This window comes from uncultured Jatrophihabitans sp. (assembly GCF_964244045.1).
Lineage (GTDB): Bacteria > Actinomycetota > Actinomycetes > Mycobacteriales > Jatrophihabitantaceae > Jatrophihabitans.
Map to the genome: position 1 here is coordinate 26,320 of NZ_CAXTHK010000019.1, position 19,396 is coordinate 45,715.

Consider the following 19,396-nt stretch of genomic DNA (forward strand, 5'->3'; position numbering starts at 1 on the left):
CCGGCGTTCCGCGCACTGCGGTTCCGAATGAGGAGATTTCTGCGTGAAGCACAACCGACTGTCCGCCGTTGGAAGAACTACGGCACTCACGTCGCTCATCGTGGCCGCGGCCGCCCTGCTGGCCGCGTGCGGCTCGTCCGGGTCTGGTTCCGGCTCGGCTTCTGGTTCGGGGTCGGGCACCTCGGGTTCCGGTTCCGGTTCCGGCGGGAGCTCGTCGACGATCGGAATCGGGTTCTTCCAGAGCGCGACGATCGGTTCCGAGGTCCTGGTGAAGGGCAACAAGGACCTTGCCGACAAGGTCGGGGCGGAGATCAAGCTGACGCCGATCGACTCGGGCGTGACCGGCCTGGCCTCGCTGCGCGGTGGGGCGTTCCCCTTCGCCTCCGGCGTCGGCAACCCGCCGGTCACCGGCGCGATCGCCAATGACACCAAGCTCAAGGTGATCTTCGCCGAGTACTACGACGCTGCCGAGCTCATCGTCGGCTCCAAGATCAAGCAGAACAGCGACCTGGCCGGTAAGACGGTCGGTGCGCTGCAGGGCTCGTCCGAGGACTTCGAGATCCGTGGCTGGCTGGCCAAGGAGGGTCTGGCCAGCAAGACCAAGGTGGTCGGTTTCCCGAGCGAGCAGGCCATCGAGGCCGCCTACAAGTCCGGCCGCATCGACGCCGGATACGTCGAGGTCGCCCAGGCGCAGGACCTGTTGAAGAACAAGTCGAACCGCAGCGTGGTCACCGCGCAGCAGATTGCCAAACTTGGGATTGCCTCGCTCAACGTCCTGGTGGTTACTGACGCCTACGCGAGCAAGCACAAGCCTGTTGTGCAGAACCTGGTCTGCCAGATGCTGAACGCTCAGGCGAAGGCCGTCGGTCCCGACGCGGACACCTACATCACCAACGGCTCCAAGTTGGTCGGCGCGACACCGGCGGTGGCCATCGCGGCGACGAAGGGTCTGCCGTTCGTCTCGACGCAGGACCAGCTGACCTGGTTCGGCACGTCCTCGGACGCCTCGACCAGCAAGCTCGCGCAGTCCTACGTCCTGACCGGCCAGTTCCTGAAGGACCAGGGCCGGGTCACGACCGTCCCGACCGCGGCGCAGATCGGTTCGCACATCGACCCGAGCTACGTCCAGCAGGCGGTCAAGGACGGCTGCGGCAAGTGACGTCCGTTTTCGAGGCGCCGAGCCAGGCACCGGCCGCCGTCGAGATCAAGGGTGTCCGCAAGCAGTTCGCCGGGCGCTCCCGCCGATCGGCGGGGCGCCTGGCCCTCGACGGGTTCGACCTCACCGTCCGTGAGGGCGAGTTCCTGTGCCTGCTCGGCCCGTCGGGGTGTGGCAAGTCGACCCTGCTCGATCTGCTGGCCGGCTTCTCCGAGGCCGATGGCGGAGAGGTGCTGGTCGACGGGTCGCCGGTACGGGGCCCGGGTGCCGACCGGGGCGTGCTGTTCCAGACGCCGATGCTGTTCCCGTGGCTCACTGCGTTGGACAACGTGCTGTACGGCCCACGCGCGCGCCACGAGAGCGGCAAGGAGACCCGCGAGCGTGCCCTAGAGCTGCTCGACACGGTCGGTCTCGGCAAGGCGGTGCACTCCTACCCGCACGAGCTGTCCGGCGGTATGCGCCACCGGGCCGCGTTCGCCCGGGTGCTGATCAACAAGCCGAAGCTGCTGCTCATGGACGAGCCGTTCGGTGCACTCGACGCGATCACCCGGGTGGCCATGCAGAAGTTCCTGCTCGAGCTGTGGCAACGCGAACGCGTCACGATCGTGTTCGTCACGCACGACGTCGAGGAGGCTGCGTTGCTCGGTGACCGGGTGTGCGTCATGACCGGCAGCCCCGGGCGGGCTCGCCTGCTGTTGGACGTCGACCTGCCGCGGCCGCGCACGATCGAGAGCACCGAGACGCTGGAGTTCGTGCGCATCAAGCGGCAGATCCGCGAGGCGCTGGAAGACACGGAGGCTGCACGATGAGCGAGACAGGGGTTGCTCCCCAGTTCCTTGCGGACAAGGACGCGCTGGCGTTCGAGGAGCAGCGGCAGCGGCGCACGTTCTCGTTCGCCCGCCTCGGGTTCGGCCTGGTCGGCCTGGTGCTGTTCCTCGTGATCTGGGAGATCGCAGCGAAGATCAAGAATGACCCGGCGATCCTGCCTACGGTGCCGGCCACGGCGAAGACCTTCTGGCACTACCTGTTCCACAAGTACCCGCCGGTCGGCGGTCACACCCTCGTCGGGCATGCCTTGACGAGCACGCGTCGCATCGTGTCGGGCTGGGCCATCGGCGTGGTCATCGGCGTCGCGCTCGGCGGGACCATGGCCTCGGTGCGCGTCGTGCGGTTCATGGTCGACCCGATCATCGAGTTCCTGCGCCCGCTGCCGCCGCTGGCCTTCCTGCCGCTGCTCATCGTCTGGCAGGGAATCAACGACGCCCCGAAGATCACGTTGATCGGCATCGGGGTCACCCCGATCCTCACCATCGCCACGGTGACGGCGCTTGACGCCGTCCCGCCAGAGCTGGTGCAGGCCAGTCGCTCCCTGGGCGCGTCGCCGCTGTGGTCACTGCTGACGGTCCGTCTTCGTGCCGCGCTGCCGACGATCATCACCGGGATGCGCCTGGCCATGGGTGGCGCGTGGACAAGCGTCGTGGCGGCTGAGCTCATCGCCAGCACCAGTGGTCTGGGTTACCTGATCAACCAAGCCGGCCAGAACCTGCAGATGTCGCTGTTGCTCAGCGGCATCGTGGCCATCGGCATCATCGGGATCTTCTTCGACAGCCTGCTGCGTCTCCTGCACCGGCGCACCGATCCGACGAGCCGGTAACGCATGACGCTGCATCTGCACTGGTACCTGCCGACCAACGGCGACGGCCGGGGCATCGTCGGCTCCGGTCGCGCCGGGCCCGGCGGCGTGGGGGAGAAGTACGCCGTCGAACGGGCGCCGGACATCGAGTACCTCGCCCAGATCGCCCGCTCGGCCGAGCAGCTGGGCTTCGAGGCCGTCTTGACGCCTACCGGCAGTTGGTGCGAGGACGCCTGGCTCACTACGGCGGCGTTGTCGCAGGTGACCGACCGGCTGAAATTCCTGGTCGCTTTTCGACCCGGATTCATCAGCCCAACTCTCGCCGCGCAGCAGGCGCAGACATTTCAGCGGATCAGCGGCGGCCGGCTGCTGCTCAACGTGGTCACCGGCGGCGACCCGATCGAGCAACGGCGCTTCGGTGACTTCCTGGCCCACGACGAGCGTTACGCGCGCACCGCAGAGTTCCTGCAGGTGTTGCGCGGCGCCAGCCGTGGCACGCCGTTCGACTTCGTCGGCAAGCACTTCGAGGTCGAAGGTGCCACCGCGGCTGTGAGCGAGTGGGGTTTGCCGCCGTTGTTCTTCGGTGGCGCGAGCCCGGCGGCCGAGGACGTCGCGGCCGAACACGTCGACGTCTACCTGGCCTGGGGCGAGACGCCGCCGCAGATCAAGACGCGCCTCGACCGGATGCGCGAGAAGGCCGCCGCGGCCGGACGCACGCTGAGCTTCGGGATCCGGCTGCATGTGCTCGGCCGCGACACGTCCAAGCAGGCCTGGGACGAAGCGCAACGCATGGTCGACGATCTCGACCCGGCGCGGATCGCCGAGGTGCAGCAGCAGCTCGCCGCCATGGACTCCGTCGGCCAGCGCCGGATGCAGACGCTGCACGCCGGCAGCCGCGCCGAGCTCGAGATCTACCCGAACCTCTGGGCCGGGTACGGGCTTGTCCGCGGCGGCGCCGGCACCGCGGTGGTCGGCAGCCATGAAGAGGTCGCCGAGCGGCTTGAGGAGTACCACGTCCTTGGCATCGACCACGCGATCCTGTCAGGGCAGCCGCACCTGGAGGAGGCGTACTGGTTCGGCGAGGGCGCCGGCCGCTTGCTGCGTCAGCGCGGCGTGGTGGGTTCTCCCGCAGTCGGTGCGCCTGCGTAAGCCGCGCTGCGGCCCTCACTGACCCGGCCGGCGCGGACCTGCTCCACCGCCAAGCGCACTTCGTCGACCAGCTCGTCGACGACGTGGACGTGATACGGCGACAGCATCACGTGCAGCCCGCTCGGTTGACGGTTCAGCCACCACCGGCGGTCCTCCAGCACGTCAGCCACTGCGCTGAGGTCGAGGTCATCGCTGGTGAACTGCAGTACCGGTCCGTCGGGCCGGGTCGTCAGCCGAAGGCCGGCGATGCTCTCGATGCCGGCGATCAGCGTCCGGGTGGCGGTGCGGGTGGCCTCGGCCTTGCGGAGGAACCCGTCTCGACCGTGGTAGCGCAGCGAGGCCCAGGCGCCGGCGATGGGCGGCGCGGGCCGGGTGCCAGCAGGCGTCGCGGTGCCGTACAGGCCGCCACCCCACACGCCGTCGTCGAACCACACCCGCTTCGCGGCCAGCTCCTGATCGCGGAACAGGATCACCGAGGCGCCCTTGAAGCTGTAGCCGTATTTGTGGATGTCGGCGCTGATGCTGGTGACGCCGGCGACCCGGAAGTCCCACGCGGGGACCGGTTCGCCGAGCTGCTCCCAGAACGGCAGGATCAGCCCGCCCAGGCAGGCGTCGACGTGACACAGCACCCCGGTTTCGGTCCCGGCGGCGGCAACGGCTTCGACCGGGTCGACGACGCCGTACGGGTAACACGGGGCGCTGGCCACGACCATCGCGGTGTCCGGGCCGATGGCGGCCCGCAGCTCGGCGATGTCGAGTCGCTTGTCCGGACCGACCGCGACCCGGGTCTGCCGCACACCCAGCAGGTGACACGCCTTGGCAAACGCAGGATGTGCAGTCACCGCCGTGACGATCTCCGGGTTGGCGATGCCCCGCTCCCGGGCGACTGTGCGCGCCACCGAGACGGCGACGAAGATCGATTCCGTGCCGCCGCTCGTCAAACCACCGGCGCCGGCCGACCCGTGCAGCAGATCGGCCACCATGTCCGTGGTCTCCGACTCCAGTCGCGCCAGGCTGGGGAAGCGACGCGGGTTCAACGCGTTCTCGGCCAGGTACTCCTGGCTGGTCGCCTCGAGCAGTCGCTCGAGCTCCGGATCGTCAGGATGGAAGATCAGACTGAAGATGCGGCCCTCGCGCCAGGGCGCGTCGTCGTGGCGGTTGCGCCGCAGCTGCGCGAGCACCTCGGACGGCTCGCTGCCCAGTGTTGGCAGCATCCCGGATTGGTCCGACACGATGCCCCCTCAGGCCGAACCGAGCAGCTTGCCGCTCTTGGACACCGTCGGGTCGGTGCACGCGGACAGGTCGAAGCAGCAGGGCCGTCGTTTGCCGTTCGTCATTTTCGAGATCGTCACCTCGACCCGGCGCCGACGGGTCGCTGGGTTCGCGGTCGCGTTCACCCACCGCACCCATTCCCAGCGCGCCATCGGCGTGATGTCGGTCCACATCGTCTGGATAGTGGCAGACGCCTGCGAAAGGGCCGCTGCCAGATCGCCGGGCACGTCTGGCTCCGGCCAGTCCCGCACCACCTCGATGGCGAAGGCGACGTGGTCGCCAATCCCGATGCCAGCGCTGTGCTGCAGTTGCTCGTCGACCCGCAGCCAGTGGCCCCGCGCGCCGTCGGGCTCGAGCACCGTGCGGAAGTCGTGGCCCGCCACCGAACCCCGGACGGCCACCTGGCCGCGCGACGGCAGGCAGGCGCTGGCGGCCTGCGGCAGGCGCGCAATCGTCGAGGAACCAATCGTTTCCAGGACGGTCGTGAACTCGACCGCCTGCGCAGTACGTTGCGTCTGGGCGATTCTCTGCGTCACGGCACGAATGTTCCCACGACTCGACTCGACAGTCAGGGGCACATCTCAGAAGCTGCTGGTGCCCCTGGGGCTGCCGAGGCCGGTCGGCCCGTCCCAGCCCGGCCGGGCCGTGCACCAACGGCTGGGGTAACCGGAGCATGTGCCGGTGCTGCCCGACGTGATGTCGTTCAAACCGCCCTGGTGGGCCCAGGTGTAGGACCCCGGGTAGCCCTTCGTATTGCCAGACAGGGCGTAGACGCCGGCGATGATCGGTGTTGCAGCACTGGTGCCACCGAAGACCTGCCAGCCGGACTTGCCCTGGTAGGTGGCCACTCCGGTACGGGGGTCCGCGACTGCGGCGACATCAGCGACCGCCTTGCCCGGGCAGGAGGAGGCGGTCGTCTGCCACTGCGGCTTTGCGTTCTTGGTCGAGCAACCGCTGCCGGACCCCGCCCAGGCCGTTTCCGTCCAGCCGCGCGCATTGTTCGCTCTCTTCAGGCTGGTGCCGCCGACCGCGATCACGGTCCGGTAGGTGGCCGGGGCGTTCGCGGAATGGCCGTTGTCGCCGGTCGATGCCGTGATGGCGATGCCGGGATGGTCGTAGGCGGCGCTCTGGGAGGTGTCACTGCTGCTGTAGCTGTTGCTGATGGCCGACACCTGCTGCGTCGCGGCGTAGTTCACGGCGGTGGCCAGGTTGACCATCGACGAGGTTGTCGCCTGGACGAGCAGGATCCTGCAGGAGGCACAGGCCGCGGACACCATGTCGAGATCGAGATCGGTCTCGCTTGCCCACGCGGCATTCGCAACCGGCATGCGCGACCCACCCGATTGGCTCACCTTGCGCAAGCAGCCGTTCGCAATCGTGCAGGCCGGCAAGCCGAAGGTCCTGCGGTAGACGGCGAGGTTGGCGGCCGCAGCCGGGTTGTCGTAGGCACTGATGACGGCGACCGTCCTGCCGCGGCCGGCGGTTGCGGAAAGCGCGTACGCCGAGCGGATGTCAGCAGGAGTCAGACCGCGCGGCTTTCCGGCTGTGGTCGACGCTGGTGTGGCAACGGCGCCCACCACAACCTGCGCGTCGCAGGTGGCATAACCCGCCGGTGCCACGTTGCAGACCGTGTCCAAGGCCAACCGCGATCGCTGCGCCGGTGTCGCTCCCGCCGCGCCGGCCGAGTCCAGCACAAGCACGAGCACCGAAACGAGCAGGACCCTGATGAACGAAGAGCGGCGCACGATTACCCCCGGTAACGGCGCCTAAGGCACCTAACGGGGATATTACACTAGGAAGATACTTCCTAGTCAACTATTTCCGGGAGCGCGCCAGCTCGACGGTCACGGTAGTTCCGCGGCCGAGCTCGCTGTCGATCTGCGCCGGTCGATATCGGGCGCAGATCTCCAGGCCGGCTCGCGCAGGACGCATGGTGAGCAGGTTGCGCTGGATGGACTCGGCGAGCCTTCGCGAGCGCTGGGCAGTCTGGGCGTTGGCCAGCACGGGGCCGGCGCGTTGTGCGACCTCCAGAGCGGCAGAAAGCTCGTCGGGCGTGTGGCCGCCCCGCTCGCGGGTCGTGACCAGGGTCAGCGCACCAAACGTCGACCCGCCGGCAACAAGCGGGATGACTGCTACCCCGTGCGGGTCGAGGCTTTGCGAAGCCGGGCCATATGAGGGTCCGGTTGCTGCGCTCGGATATCGGTCTCGTCGGCTTCCGCGACTACATAGGGCTCGCCAGTGCGCAGCGCGACTGCCAGCGGGGTGTCCGGTGTCATCATCAGCACACGTCGATCGGCGTAGGAGGCGACCTCGGTGGTTCGTGACGGGTCACGATGCGCGACCGCGACGTCGCGCAGCCCGCGCTCGTCGTCAACGATCGTGACCAAGCTCCAGTCTCCCAACCGCGGGACGACCAGGCGGGCGAGTCGGGCCATCGCGTCGTCTGCCTCGCGCGCGCTGGCCAACGCCTCGCTGACCTCCACCAGAAGCGCAAGCCGCTGCCGGCTCGCATCAGCCTCGGCCCGAGCGACCTCCGCGTCAGCGCTCGCGGCGCAGGCCCTCGCATAGGCCAGCGAGTTGTCCAGCAACAACGCGGCGCGGGCGGCGACGTCCTTCGCGATGCCAAACTGTTGTGCCGTCCATGGCGCCTCGGAGTAAACCCACAACACCCCGACGGCTTGGCCTCGCGCAACCAACTGCAGCACACCACCCGCCTGCGCGTCGAGAAGGTTCAGACGCTCGCGGGCCACCGGGTCTTCGAGCTTGGCTAGCCCCGCCTGATGCGCACCCGACTGCAGCGCCAGGGGTTGCTGCGCAGCGAGCGAATGCGGTGATTTACCGTGACCGGAAATCGCTGAAACCGTTGCTGGGTAAGGGATTGAGTGTGACTCGCAGCAGCAAGTGGCGCGATTTTCGCAGCGCTATGTGGCCGGCCGCATGGCGTCCGCCGCCGTCCTGCCCGTAGGCGGATCGGTCTGCGGGAACGAGTCGCTCGTCCGGGAGAGTGCTGAGTGGGGCCAGATAACGTCGTAGCAAGGGGCCAGCCTCAGCCTTCCCAGCGCAGCTCGCCATCGACGAGGGTGTCGGTCGGCGCCAGCCCGATCGCTCGGGCGACGCCCTGCGACGCGACGTGCGAGGGATGTATGTGGGCCACGATCGTGACCGCGGCTTGTCCGCGCAGCCATGACGCGACGGTCGCTGCCCCCTCTTTGGCGTGCCCCTTGCTCTGGTGAGCTGATGCGACGACCCAGGCGACCTCGGCCACCGCCCTGAGGCCGTCATCGGTGACCGTGGCCTGCACTGTGCCGACCGGAGCCCGGTCGGCTCTCACACGCATTACCCAGTTCAACCAGCGCTGCGCACCGTCCGGGGACCGGCCCACGGCCTGCCTGATGTAGCGCGCGCGCAGCCCCGCCAAGGTCTCCGGTTCCCCGCCGATGAACTCGTGCAAGGCCGGATCGGCCAGCAGCGGTGCCAACTCCTCGGCATGCTCCACTCGCAGCGGTTCGAGATCCAGAGTTGGGCCGGCGAGAGGAGCCGCAGTCAGGTCGCTCATCGACGACGGTCAGACATACGTAGAGCGTAGGCCGACGGCTGAAGGGCTTAGCCGGCGGCGTTCCTGACCGACGGGTGCAGCATGACCAGCGCGGGCCCGAGCATCGCGAGCCCGACGGCCCGTACGACGGGGCTTGGGGACACGAGAACACCAATGGCCCCGCCGAGCCCGAATCCGATCGGGACGATCGCGGTGTTCAGCGCCCGGTAGGAAGCCGTCGCGAAGCACGGTCGGCCTGAGGGATAGACCTGGCGCGGAAGGTCTGCACACGGACTAGCGCCACGCCTGAGCAGAACTCGTCAAGGATGAACCCGACGATCGCCACGGCCAGACCTGACGGTCCACCCAGCGCAACGCCGACGCCGATGACCGCGTAGGCCGCTGTCGCACCAAAGCCGGATAGCGAGAGCCCTAGAGGCCCGCCAAAGGGCCCGGGCAGACGGTGCGAGCAGTAAGGCCCCGAAGACAGCGAACGCGACCGCGTACTCATGACGGCCCCATACGAGGCGGCGGACAGCGGGGTCCGCTGCAGCAGCGCGATGAGCAGCAGCGGCTGAATGACGCATTGGCCCAGGTTGTAGAGCGCAGCCCACACCGTGATCCGCCGCAGCGCGGGGGTCGCGAGGTTGCATCGCATCCCGTGACGCAGCGACCCGTGGTGGCCGCTGTCGGGCAGCGCACCGGGCCGGTCCGGCGTGGCATCCATCGCGCGCGGGGTCTACGCGATCCGCCGGCCAGGTGAGGGCAGGCTTCCTAACATGGCAGTCTGTCGGCATGAGCTTGTTGACAACCCTGGTGCTGGGGTTCATCGCTGGGATCACGATCGTGATCGGCCTGCCTGTCGGCCGGATGCGCCGGCCGGCGCCGGGCCTACGGGTGTTCTTGAACGCCACCGCGGTCGGCGTGCTGATGTTCCTGTTCTGGGACGTGCTCGCCGCGGCGTGGGAGCCGATCGACGCGGCCCTCGGGGCGGTCCACGACGACACGGGGACGCTGGCTCCGGTGTTCGGCTACGGCACCCTGTTCGCGGTCGGCCTCGCGGTCGGGCTGCTCGGGCTGGTCGCCTATGACCGCTACATGGCCCGCGCCTCCCGGGCCGGACACGGCGGTCCCGGAGCAATGGCCGTCACCGAGCGCCCGGTTCGCACGCGCGGGGTCAGCACGTGGTCGCCCGCGCGCCGGCTGTCTCTGCTGATCGCGGTCGGCATCGGACTGCACAACTTCGCCGAGGGACTGGCCATCGGACAGGCGGCCGCCAGCAATGCCATCGCCCTGGCCACCGTGCTCGTGATCGGATTCGCCCTGCACAACGCCACAGAAGGCTTCGGGATCGTGGCCCCACTGGCCGCGGACGAGGACATCGACGGCGTCGACACGCGGCCGAGCTGGGGATTCCTGCTGGCCATGGCGGCCATCGGCGGCGGCCCGACGTTCATCGGCACCGCGGTCGGGCACAACTTCACCTCCACGCCGGTCAGCGTCGTGTTCCTCACCCTGGCCGCGGGATCCATCGTCTACGTGATTGCCCAGCTCCTTGGGGTCGCCGCCCGCGCAAAGCGCCCCGATCTCGTTGCCTACGGACTGCTGCTCGGCATCCTGGCCGGCTTCATCACCGACGCCGTGGTGTCCGCCGGCGGCGCGTGACCGCGCTGCTCTGCACGGCCCGCGCTACGGCTGTGCAATACATCCTCGCTACATGAGGCCCGCGGCATGGTCGGCGTAACCGCCGAACGGAGCGCACCGCATGATCGCCGCAGAGCATGGCCACACCAGGGTTGTCGTCCCCACCTACAACGAGCGGGCCAATCTCCCGATCGTGCTCGAGCGGCTGCTCGCGCTGCCGGTGCCGGATCTTCGCGTTCTCGTCGTCGACGATGGATCGCCCGACGGCACCGGTGAGCTCGCCGACGACCTGGCGCGCTCGAGCGGTCATCGGGTACAGGTCCTGCACCGGGCCGTCAAGAACGGGCTAGGGCGGGCCTACGTCGCGGGGATGAGCAACGCGCTCGCCCACGGCGCCACCACGGTGATCCAGTTGGACGCGGACCTCTCGCACCCGGTCGAGACCGTCCCGCTCATGCTTGCCGCGCTGAACGACGGGCCGGCCGATGTCGTTGTCGGATCCCGCTACGTCGCCGGCGGCTCGACCGCCCGGGAATGGCCGTGGCATCGACGCGCCCTGTCGCGGGCGGCGAACTCCTACGTCGACCACATGCTGCACCTGGGGGTGCGCGACGTGACGTCCGGCTTCAAGGCGTGGCGGGCCGAGGCGTTGCGCGCCGTCGACCTGCCGTCCTGCGACGCTCAGGGTTACGCCTTCCAGATCGAGCTGGCCTTCCGGTGCCGGCGCCTGGGCCTCGTGGTGGAGGAGCTGCCGATCCGCTTCGCAGACCGTTCGCACGGCCGATCGAAGATGACCTTCGCCGTCCAGCGTGAGGCCGCGGTGTTGCCGTGGCGGTTGCGCCGTCGGGGCGTACCCGTAGTCACGGCGGTGCCCGCCCGGCCTGCCGTCGAGGCGCTCACCGGGAGCCGCTGAGCCGGTGTCGACGACGACGGTCCGACCCCGACCCCCGACCGCCTTCGCCGAGCGTCCGGCCGACCGACGAGCCGGGACGTCGTGGTGGCGCCTGAGCCCGGCCGTCGCCCAACTGGCCGTGTTCCTGATCGCGGTCGCGGCCCGGGTCGCGGTGATCGTGCGGCACGGGGCCTTGCACGGCAATTTCGGCTACGACGCGGGGGTGTACTTCGCCGCCGGTGATGCGTTCGTGCATGGCCGGTTGCCGTACCGCGACTTCATGCTGATCCACCCGCCCGTCGAGATGCTGGTGCTCAGCCCGTTCGCCGCCCTCACCCGGGTTATGAGCGACGAATCGGCCTTCACCACGACGATCCTGGCCTGCACCGTCCTCGGGGGGATCAACGCGGTCCTCGTCGTGCGGGTGGCACGCAGGATGGGGCTCGGCACGCGCCGCGCGACGGTCGCCGGGTTGTTCTACGCGCTCTGGTTCGGGGCCATCGGCAGCGAGTTCCTCATCAAGCTCGAGCCGGTGGGGAACCTGCTGTTCCTGCTCGGGCTGCTCGCCGCCCTGCGGGTCATCGACGGTGGTGGCGCGCGGTGGGCCGTCGCGGCCGGCGCGGCCGCGGGCGCGAGTGTCAGCGTCAAGATCTGGTGGATCGTCCCGGTGGTCGCGCTCGTGGTCTGGCTCGGCTGTCGCACCCGCTCCCGGTGCACGGTCGGGCAGGCCCTGGCCGGCGCCGTCGGGGTGAGCGTGCTGGTGGACGGGCCGTTCTTCGCGGTGTCCCCGCACGCGATGTGGTCCTCGGTCGTCGTCGACCAGGTGACGCGGGGGACGACGTCGGCCTCGCCGCTGACCCGGCTGGCCGACCTGAGTTCGATCACGCGCCTGACCGGGCCGCTCTCGCAGTCCGCCTTGGCTGTGACGAGCGTGGTGCTGCTGCTCGCCGTGGGGTGGGTCGCGCGCCGCGCGTGGACTCTGCGTGCCGCCCGTCCGGCGGTGGTGCTGCTCGTCGTGCAGGGCGTCGTGCTACTGGCCGCGCCGTCCTGGTTCTCCTACTACGCCGACTTCGTCGCGGTGGCCGCCGCGCTCACGGTCGGTGCCGCGGCGCATCCCGGCCGGGCCCGGCCGATGCGGCTGCCCGGCGCCGGGTGGGCGCTGACCGCTGCAATGGCCGCGATCACGCTAACGGCAATCGCCTCGGGACGCAGTGCGGTGCGGCCGTTCCCTGGTTCAGCCGAGCTGACCCGCGGTGCTAGCTCTGCGCGATGCGTGCTGAGTGATTCCCCGATGGGGCTCATCGAACTCGACGCGCTTTCGCGCAGCTTCGCGAACGGCTGCCGGAACTGGGTCGACGTCACGGGCCGCACCTATGGGTCCGACCGCAGCAGCGGGCGGCGCGTCGACAACGAGCGGTGGCAGCGCGATCTCACCGCCTACCTGCGTTCGGGCGACGCGGTGATCATCGTGCGCGGAAGCGGAACCGGCCTCTCCACGTCCACGTACCGAGAGGTACGGCGTGACGGTGTGCTCGTCCGGGCCGGCGGTCACGTGGTGTACCGGGTAGAGCCGTGACGCCGCACGTCGTGGCGCGCCCGGCGGGGCCGGGGGGGGGTCCGCCCGTCCCGGACCGGTGGCTCTCGGACGCTGAAGACGTACAACCCGTGGCAGCGGGCGTTGCCCCGGTACCCGACCTCCGGGGCAGCGTGGGTGGTCCTCGACCCGCGCGCCGCGGGCATCGCACCGGGCACGCTACGGCGCCTCGGGCGAGGTCCGGTGCTGGCTGCTGCGGACGGATACGCCCTGCACAAGAGGTGATCCACTCGAATTACTGCAGGACGCTGTTCGGAACGCCGATTGCGCGGTAGAACTCCGCGACGGCCTCAGCGTTGTATGCATCATCGTCGAACGCCGACGACGGTACCTCGCCACGCAAGAAGGCGCGCATTCCCTCGGCCAGCGCGCCGACGTCGCGCGAGACGACGAGGCCGCTTCCCACGGGAAGGGCCCCGCCAACGGACTCGAAGTCCGTCGTGACGATCGGCAGGCCCAGCACGAGCGCCTCCAGCAGCACCATCGGCTGCCCTTCGTAGTCGCTCGACATCACGAAACAGTCGGCCTTCGCCATCAGGACGAAGGGGTTCTCGACGGAGCCGGTGAAGACGACTGCGTCTGCAATGCCGAGTCGTTGCGTTTCCACGCGAAGATCTGCGTCGAGATGTCCGCCGCCGACGATGACCAGTCGGGTGTGGGGGTCGTCGTGGTGCACACTCGCGAACGCGCGCAGCAGACGCAGATGGTTCTTCTCCGCCGATAGCCGCCCCACGGTCACGAAGGTGCCCGGCGCGTTCTCGCTAGCGGGCAGACCGCGAGCCCGGCCCGTCGGACCGGCCAGCTCGCGGATACGCGCAGCGTCGACCGTGTTCCGTGCATGACCGAAGTGACGTGCCTGAGCGAGGGTTGCGCACCCGCGCCGGTTGACGTCCTCGAGGGCGGGCGATACCGAGACAAGGCTGTCGGCCGTGACGTAGAGCGACGTGGTCCGCCGCACGTTGGCCCGCAGCCACGCCCCGCGGCGAGGACTCACCATCTCGGCGCGCATGTCGTTGTGCAGCCAGATGGCGCTCATGCCGCTTGGCGCGCACCGCAGGAGTTTGGTGAAGAAGGCCGAGTAACCAGCGAAGTTGACCACGTGGTCGAAACGCAGATCGCCGAAGCAGCGCCGCCATTCATCGTGCAACCGGCGTTCCTGAAGCAGCAGCTCCTCGACGAAGGGCGACCTGCCACCCACGACCGGGAACGGCGTCGCGCGGACCTGCGTCCAGGTGAGGCGTCCGAGACGCGGCAGCTGCCGAGCGCGGGGATCGATGAGTGCGGCGTTGTTCTCGGTCTCGACAGAGTGCGGGGCCGGGAAGGTGACGGTGATGTCGAGCCGCTCGTAGTCCAGCTTCCGCAGCAGGGACAGTGCGGCGGTCGTGATGCCGTTCGTCCGCATGCCGCCGAGATAGATCAGCACGGATCTGCGGTGCTGAATGGCGGGCCGGGTTCGGTGCGGTGCCCGGAAGACTGCGTCGATCACCCGGTGCGATGCGTGCCCGTCCTCAAGTCCGCAGTACGTCTCTCGCGCGTGCACGTACTCGGCCGAGCAGGCCTGCTGGGTCAGATCTGAGCCGAGCGCATCGAAGACGTCCTTGAGGGTTCGGCAGAGGGGTCCCGGCAGCGCGGCCGGGTCGACGGTGAGACCACGGTTCGCGACGTAGTCCTCGAAATCGGGGACGTAACGGATGACGGGACGCCCGGTCGCGAGGAAGTCCACCAGGATCGAGGAGTAGTCGCTCACCAGCACGTCGGTGACGGCGAGTACGTCGTTCGTGGGAACCGCGTTTGGGACGAGCGTGCCCGCGAGCCGCGGGTCTGAGGCCGCGTGGGCGTAGACGCGTTGGTGAACCTTGACCAGGATGTCTGACTCCGCTCCGAGCTGCCGACGCAGGGTGGCGAGGTCCGCGCACAACCGGTCGTGGTCGCGGTCCGGTGTGGCGAACGTGCCGCGCCAGGTCGGCGCGTACAGCACCACTCGGCCGGTCTCGGACAGCGCGACTCCGTCATGACGGAGTCGCGCGCGGATGTCGGTGCGCTCTGCCCCGGTTGCGAATTGCCGGTCGATGCGGGGGGTGCCCGCGCGCAGCAACTGGCCGCGCCACACGTCGTGCAGCCGGTAGGCGTCGAGGTACATCGATGCCGTTTGCTCGTTCGGCGCGAGTAGGTAGTCGGCAGCAACGAGATTACGTACGACGTTCGCTGATTCCAACGCTCCGCCGGGCATGTCGTAGCCCATCGCTTTCAACGGGGTTCCGTGCCAGGTCGCCAGGAATACCTGCTCGGCCCGTTTGGCGAAGGCCACCGGGAACGTCGCGTTGTTTACCAGATACCGGGCGCGACCGAGTTCGCGGTAGTAGGGCACCGACCGGCGGTGGACGAAGCTGACCCTGGGCTCGCCGGCGAATTGCGCGCGCGTCGCCGCGTGCCCGTCGCCGGACAACGCCCACACGAAGCGGAGATGCGCCAGGTCGGGTGCCGTGAGCAATGTGCGAAACAGTGCCTCAGGGTTGCAGAGCATCCCGTTGCCGGCGAACGACTCCAGGAACACCGCGCTAGGGTCGATCCGTGCGCGGCGGAAGCGAGCCACGACCTCGTGCTCGGCGAGGTTCCGGCCACGACCGGCGATGGCGTTTAGCCGCGAGGTCACGGTTGGGCGGCTTCAAGCACTCGGGCCGGGTCAGCGGGGCGCACGGCGTCGGTCCTGCACGTAATGGACGATCACCGGGATCAGGCTGACGACTACGACGGCGACGACGAGGTAGTCGACGTAGCCCTTGTTGCGACGCACGAACCCGACATGTCCGAGCGCGTGACCGAGCAGCAGCGTTCCGTCGGTCCAGACGATCCCGCCGACGGTGCTGTAGATCGCGTAGCTGCGGAACGGCATACGGCCGACCCCGGCCATGACCGTCGCGACCGTGCGGACGATCGGCACGAAGCGCCCGATCAGGATGGTGCGCGCGCCGAACCGGTCGTAGAAGCGGCGGGACCGCTCGATGTTTTCGGGTCGGAACAGCGTCGAGCGGGGCCGGTCGAACACCACCGGGCCGGCGCGGTAGCCGATGGCGTAGCCCACCAGGTTGCCGGCGATTGCGGCCACCGGAGCCACTACCAGGAACGCGGCGAGGGGCGTGGAGATGGCGCCGGTCGCGATGCTTATTCCGGCCGCGAACAGCAACGTGTCGCCGGGCAGGAAGAACCCGATGAGCAGCCCGCACTCGGCGAACAACACGAGGGCCAGGATCACCAGCGCCCCCGATCCGGACAGCAGGGCGTCAGGCCCGATCGGGTTGGCGAGGGTGTGCACCGCATCGACTTTGGTCGGCCAAGATGTAGCGGTCGTGTCGTCGACGGTCACGCTGTTGCGCGGTCGACCTCGGTGCGGTCCCGCTTGGTCACCGAGAGGTAGACGACCACCCCGACGATGCAGGACAGGAACAGCACGCTCGTCCACAACGTGCCCAGGCCGAGGCCGCCGTCGGCCTTCGGCAAGGCCAGGTAGTCGCCGATGTTCGCGCCGAGCGGGCGGGTCAGGATGTAGGCCAGCCAGAACGACAGCACCGCGCCGGCCCCGAGCCTCCAGGCGCCGAACACGGCCAGGATGAGGCCGGCCGGCAGCAACACCGCGGTCCCTGGGGTCCAGCCGGTGAGCTCAAGCGTCCAGTCGCCGGCGGCCGTGCCGAGGGCGAAGGTGACGAGCACGGTCAGCCAGTAGAAGCTCTCGCGCGGCGTCGTCACGATCGAGTGGATGGACAGCGTCCGCTCGCGGGCGTACCAGAGCCCGAAGACGACGCCGAGCAGGCCCGCGAACACGGTGGTGCTGATCCAGAGCTGCACGCCCTGACCGTCGGTCAGGTTGTCGGTGAGCAGCGTGCCAACCACGCTGATCAGCACGACGCAGAGCCAGTACACGCCCGGCACGTAGCGCGGCAGCCGGAACTGCGCGACGAGCGCGACGACGAGCGCGGCCGAGAACACCAGGGTCGTGTTCGTCAGGCCGAAGCCCAAAGTCTCGTTGATGTAGTCGGCGAAACTTTCGCCAACCGTCGTGCACAAGATCTTGATGACCCAGAAGTACACGGTCACCTCGGGGACCTTATTGAGCATCGATCGTCGACGGGTGGGCGCGAGGGTCCGGGTGTCCATGCGGCAACCCTGAGGTCCGCACTCTGAACGCTGCCTGACTGCGTGCGGTCCACGGCCGGGCCCGATCCACACGGTCAGGCCCGGTTCAGACTTCCGGGGTGAGACTGGCCCGGTGCCCCTGACCGATGTCGAACGGCGCAACCTCGCCGAGATCTCGTCGTCCCTGCGGCAGTCGGACCCGCGCCTGACCCGCAGGCTGTCGCGGGGCAGTTTCCGGCCGCGGACCGTCGACGTGGTGACGGCCGTGATCGCCGTCGCCCTGCTCGCGTCGCTCGCGGTGGGGATCGCCTGCCAGCTGCCCATCGTGTGTGCGGTGGCCTGGACGGCGGCGATAGGGCTGGCGATGGTGCGCGGCTTCTACGCGAACGACGAATACTGACGCGGTGGTCTCGCAACGCATTCTCGTGGTCGAGGACGACCACGAGCTGCGCACCCTGCTGGCGCGCGGACTGCGCTCGCACGGCTTCGACGTCGTCACCGCCGTCGACGGCCAGGCGGCCCTACGCAGCGTCGACCTTGCCCCCGACGCGGTCATCCTGGACATCGGGTTGCCGGACTCCGACGGTCGTGACGTGTGTCAGGCCCTGCGCAGTCGCGGCGTCGACGCGCCGGTCATCTTCCTCACCGCCCGCCGCGAGGTGCACGACCGGCTCGTCGGTTTCGCCTCGGGTGGCGACGACTACCTGACCAAACCCTTCTCCTTCCTTGAATTGATGGCCCGCCTGCAGGCCCTGCTGCGCCGGCACGTCCGGGCCGGCGGACCGGTGACGGACAAGCTGCAAGTCGACCCGGTCGCCCACTGTCTCGTGTGGTCGCAGAACCGCGCGGAGCTCTCGCCCATCGAATACAAGCTGCTGGCCCGGTTGCTGGTCGACGACATGGAAGTCGTGCGCAGGCAGCAGTTGCGGGAGGTCGGCTGGCCGCACGGGGCGATCGTCTCGGACAACACGCTGGACCAGTACCTGAGCAAGCTGCGACGCAAGCTGGTGGATGTCTCCGCACCGTACGCGATCCGCTCGTCGCGCGGCGTCGGGTACCAGGTCGTGCCGACCCGGTGACGCGGCGGCTGCGCGTCCGCACCCTGCGCACCCGGGTCTCGCTGCTAGCCCTCGCCGTCATCACCGCTTGGCTGCTGATCCTGGCCACGGGGCTGTCACTCGTGCTGGTGTCCCGCTTGAACCAGCAGGTGAACGACGGGCTGCGGGTGCGCGCGCAGGCCGCCTCTGCCACCGTGGTCGTCCGCGCGGGTCAACCGGTCGGGGTCGGCGAGTCGGCCACGGACAGCGAGCTGGACAGCAGCATCTGGGTCTACCGCGGCGGCACGGCGATCGCCCGGCCACCGGTCGCGGCCGCGCTGCAACGGGTGGCAGACGCGCTGGCCGGGACGCCCGCGCACTTCGCTGACCGCCACGGCCGGCGGTTCTACGTGCTGCCTCTGCTGACACACGGCCGCCAGGTCGGCTCGATCGTGGCGGCGGCCGACCTGGACCCGTACGAGCGCACCAGGGACACCGCCCTGATCGGCGTCGGCATCGTGGCCGTGCTGATGCTGGCCGGCGCGTACCCGGTGCTGCGCTTCGCGACCGGCCGGGCCCTGCGTCCGGTGGGGGAGATGACCCGGCAGGCTGCGGAGTGGGGGGTCGTTGCCCCGGACGAACGCTTCGGCGGCGACCAACGTTACGTCGAGCTGGCCTCGCTGGCGAAGTCGCTGGACGGGCTGCTCGGCCGGCTGGCCGCGGTTCTGCGCCACGAGCGGCACGCGTCCGCGGAGCTGTCCCACGAACTGCGCACGCCGCTGTCCCGCGTGGCCGCGCAGGTCGAGCTGCTGATGGACAACGCCTCCGCGGCGCAACGACAGGAGCTGCAGGAGATCCGCACGAACTGCGCCGCGATGGACGGCATCATCGACACCCTGCTCGCGGCCGCCCGCACCGAGCTGACCGGCGTGGTGGGCCGAGCCTCGGTGGACGCCGTGCTCCGTTCGTTCGCGGCGCCGACCGGTCGACCGCGCACGGTCGTCGAGTCCGAGCCGTTGCTCGTCGAGGTCGACGACGACCTCGTCGTGCGCATGCTCGCTCCGGTGGTCGAAAACGCACGTCGCTATGCAGCTCGCACGATTACGATGACCGCCCGGCGGCGCGGCACGGTGGTGGAGATCGACGTCGCCAACGACGGTCCGCGGCTGCCGCACGACCTCGCAGAACGGGTCTTCGAGCCGGGCTTCAGCGCGCGGGACGGCGGCCACGACGGGGTCGGTCTCGGGCTCGCCCTGGCCCGCCGGTTGGCCCGCTCGGCCGACGGCGACCTCGTGGTCGACGAGTCGAGCGAACACACGGTCTTCCGGCTCACGCTGCCTGCCGGTTAAGCGG

20 protein-coding genes are annotated in these 19,396 nt (G+C 69.4%); 10 read left to right on the top strand and 10 right to left on the bottom strand.

The window, feature by feature from the left end; genetic code table 11:
* Positions 1-43: 43 nt before the first annotated feature.
* The 4 genes from ACFFC4_RS14435 to ACFFC4_RS14450 are packed head-to-tail and all read left to right on the top strand — an operon-like array spanning position 44 to position 3,938.
* Positions 44-1,159 (top strand): ABC transporter substrate-binding protein, encoded by a 1,116-nt coding sequence (locus ACFFC4_RS14435; protein WP_375502045.1) that lies wholly within the window; start codon positions 44-46, stop codon positions 1,157-1,159.
* Positions 1,156-1,965, top strand: a complete 810-nt coding sequence (locus ACFFC4_RS14440) for an ABC transporter ATP-binding protein (protein WP_375502047.1) — start codon at positions 1,156-1,158, stop codon at positions 1,963-1,965. The genes ACFFC4_RS14435 and ACFFC4_RS14440 overlap by 4 nt, the downstream gene beginning before the upstream one ends.
* The gene (locus tag ACFFC4_RS14445) at positions 1,962-2,810 is read left to right on the top strand and encodes an ABC transporter permease (RefSeq protein WP_375502049.1); all 849 of its coding nucleotides are present in this window, start codon (positions 1,962-1,964) and stop codon (positions 2,808-2,810) included. Before ACFFC4_RS14440 ends, ACFFC4_RS14445 begins: the two co-directional genes overlap by 4 nt.
* Before the next feature lie 3 nt (positions 2,811-2,813).
* On the top strand, positions 2,814-3,938 hold the full coding sequence (locus ACFFC4_RS14450; RefSeq protein ID WP_375502051.1) for an LLM class flavin-dependent oxidoreductase: 1,125 nt from the start codon (positions 2,814-2,816) through the stop codon (positions 3,936-3,938).
* On the opposite strand, the gene ACFFC4_RS14455 is transcribed toward ACFFC4_RS14450, so the two are convergent.
* The 7 genes from ACFFC4_RS14455 to ACFFC4_RS14485 form a co-directional block, all read right to left on the bottom strand.
* A complete protein-coding gene (locus ACFFC4_RS14455; RefSeq protein WP_375502053.1) occupies positions 3,893-5,170 on the bottom strand; it encodes a pyridoxal phosphate-dependent decarboxylase family protein in 1,278 nt (425 codons plus the stop codon). The genes ACFFC4_RS14450 and ACFFC4_RS14455 overlap by 46 nt on opposite strands.
* 9 nt (positions 5,171-5,179) lie before the next feature.
* On the bottom strand, positions 5,180-5,746 hold the full coding sequence (locus tag ACFFC4_RS14460) for a YdeI/OmpD-associated family protein (protein ID WP_375502055.1): 567 nt from the start codon (positions 5,744-5,746) through the stop codon (positions 5,180-5,182).
* A 45-nt stretch (positions 5,747-5,791) separates the two neighbouring features.
* Entirely contained in the window at positions 5,792-6,955 is a 1,164-nt protein-coding gene (locus tag ACFFC4_RS14465) for a S8 family serine peptidase (protein ID WP_375502057.1), read from the bottom strand.
* A 70-nt stretch (positions 6,956-7,025) separates the two neighbouring features.
* Positions 7,026-7,214: a hypothetical protein gene (locus tag ACFFC4_RS14470; RefSeq protein WP_375502059.1), complete on the bottom strand. Its 189-nt coding sequence runs from the start codon at positions 7,212-7,214 to the stop codon at positions 7,026-7,028.
* 128 nt (positions 7,215-7,342) lie between these two features.
* A complete protein-coding gene (locus tag ACFFC4_RS14475) occupies positions 7,343-7,960 on the bottom strand; it encodes a hypothetical protein (protein ID WP_375502061.1) in 618 nt (205 codons plus the stop codon).
* A gap of 296 nt (positions 7,961-8,256) precedes the next feature.
* On the bottom strand, positions 8,257-8,766 hold the full coding sequence (locus ACFFC4_RS14480) for a GNAT family N-acetyltransferase (protein WP_375502063.1): 510 nt from the start codon (positions 8,764-8,766) through the stop codon (positions 8,257-8,259).
* A 196-nt stretch (positions 8,767-8,962) separates the two neighbouring features.
* Entirely contained in the window at positions 8,963-9,472 is a 510-nt protein-coding gene (locus ACFFC4_RS14485) for a hypothetical protein (protein ID WP_375502065.1), read from the bottom strand.
* A gap of 68 nt (positions 9,473-9,540) precedes the next feature.
* Here ACFFC4_RS14485 and ACFFC4_RS14490 point away from each other — a divergent pair, with 68 nt between their 5' ends.
* From ACFFC4_RS14490 to ACFFC4_RS14500, 3 genes are all read left to right on the top strand, one after another.
* On the top strand, positions 9,541-10,410 hold the full coding sequence (locus ACFFC4_RS14490; RefSeq protein ID WP_375502067.1) for a ZIP family metal transporter: 870 nt from the start codon (positions 9,541-9,543) through the stop codon (positions 10,408-10,410).
* Positions 10,411-10,510: 100 nt separating this feature from the next.
* Entirely contained in the window at positions 10,511-11,302 is a 792-nt protein-coding gene (locus ACFFC4_RS14495) for a polyprenol monophosphomannose synthase (protein ID WP_375502069.1), read from the top strand.
* Between the two features lie 4 nt (positions 11,303-11,306).
* Positions 11,307-12,857 (top strand): glycosyltransferase family 39 protein, encoded by a 1,551-nt coding sequence (locus ACFFC4_RS14500; RefSeq protein WP_375502071.1) that lies wholly within the window; start codon positions 11,307-11,309, stop codon positions 12,855-12,857.
* A 253-nt stretch (positions 12,858-13,110) separates the two neighbouring features.
* Here ACFFC4_RS14500 and ACFFC4_RS14505 read toward each other — a convergent pair whose 3' ends face one another.
* The 3 genes from ACFFC4_RS14505 to ACFFC4_RS14515 are packed head-to-tail and all read right to left on the bottom strand — an operon-like array spanning position 13,111 to position 17,027.
* Complete coding sequence (locus ACFFC4_RS14505; protein WP_375502073.1) at positions 13,111-15,528, bottom strand: CDP-glycerol glycerophosphotransferase family protein; 2,418 nt, start codon at positions 15,526-15,528, stop codon at positions 13,111-13,113.
* Between the two features lie 30 nt (positions 15,529-15,558).
* Complete coding sequence (locus tag ACFFC4_RS14510; RefSeq protein WP_375502075.1) at positions 15,559-16,188, bottom strand: DedA family protein; 630 nt, start codon at positions 16,186-16,188, stop codon at positions 15,559-15,561.
* Between the two features lie 47 nt (positions 16,189-16,235).
* The gene (locus ACFFC4_RS14515; RefSeq protein WP_375502077.1) at positions 16,236-17,027 is read right to left on the bottom strand and encodes a hypothetical protein; all 792 of its coding nucleotides are present in this window, start codon (positions 17,025-17,027) and stop codon (positions 16,236-16,238) included.
* Positions 17,028-17,139: 112 nt separating this feature from the next.
* Between ACFFC4_RS14515 and ACFFC4_RS14520 the strand changes: the two genes are divergently transcribed.
* Genes ACFFC4_RS14520 through ACFFC4_RS14530 form a run of 3 tightly spaced genes read left to right on the top strand, consistent with a single transcriptional unit; the run spans position 17,140 to position 19,392 of the window.
* Positions 17,140-17,406, top strand: coding sequence for a DUF3040 domain-containing protein (locus tag ACFFC4_RS14520; protein WP_375502079.1), 267 nt, complete (start codon positions 17,140-17,142; stop codon positions 17,404-17,406).
* 4 nt (positions 17,407-17,410) lie between these two features.
* Positions 17,411-18,085, top strand: a complete 675-nt coding sequence (locus ACFFC4_RS14525; RefSeq protein WP_375502081.1) for a response regulator transcription factor — start codon at positions 17,411-17,413, stop codon at positions 18,083-18,085.
* Positions 18,082-19,392, top strand: a complete 1,311-nt coding sequence (locus ACFFC4_RS14530; RefSeq protein WP_375502083.1) for a sensor histidine kinase — start codon at positions 18,082-18,084, stop codon at positions 19,390-19,392. The genes ACFFC4_RS14525 and ACFFC4_RS14530 overlap by 4 nt, the downstream gene beginning before the upstream one ends.
* Positions 19,393-19,396 lie beyond the last annotated feature (4 nt).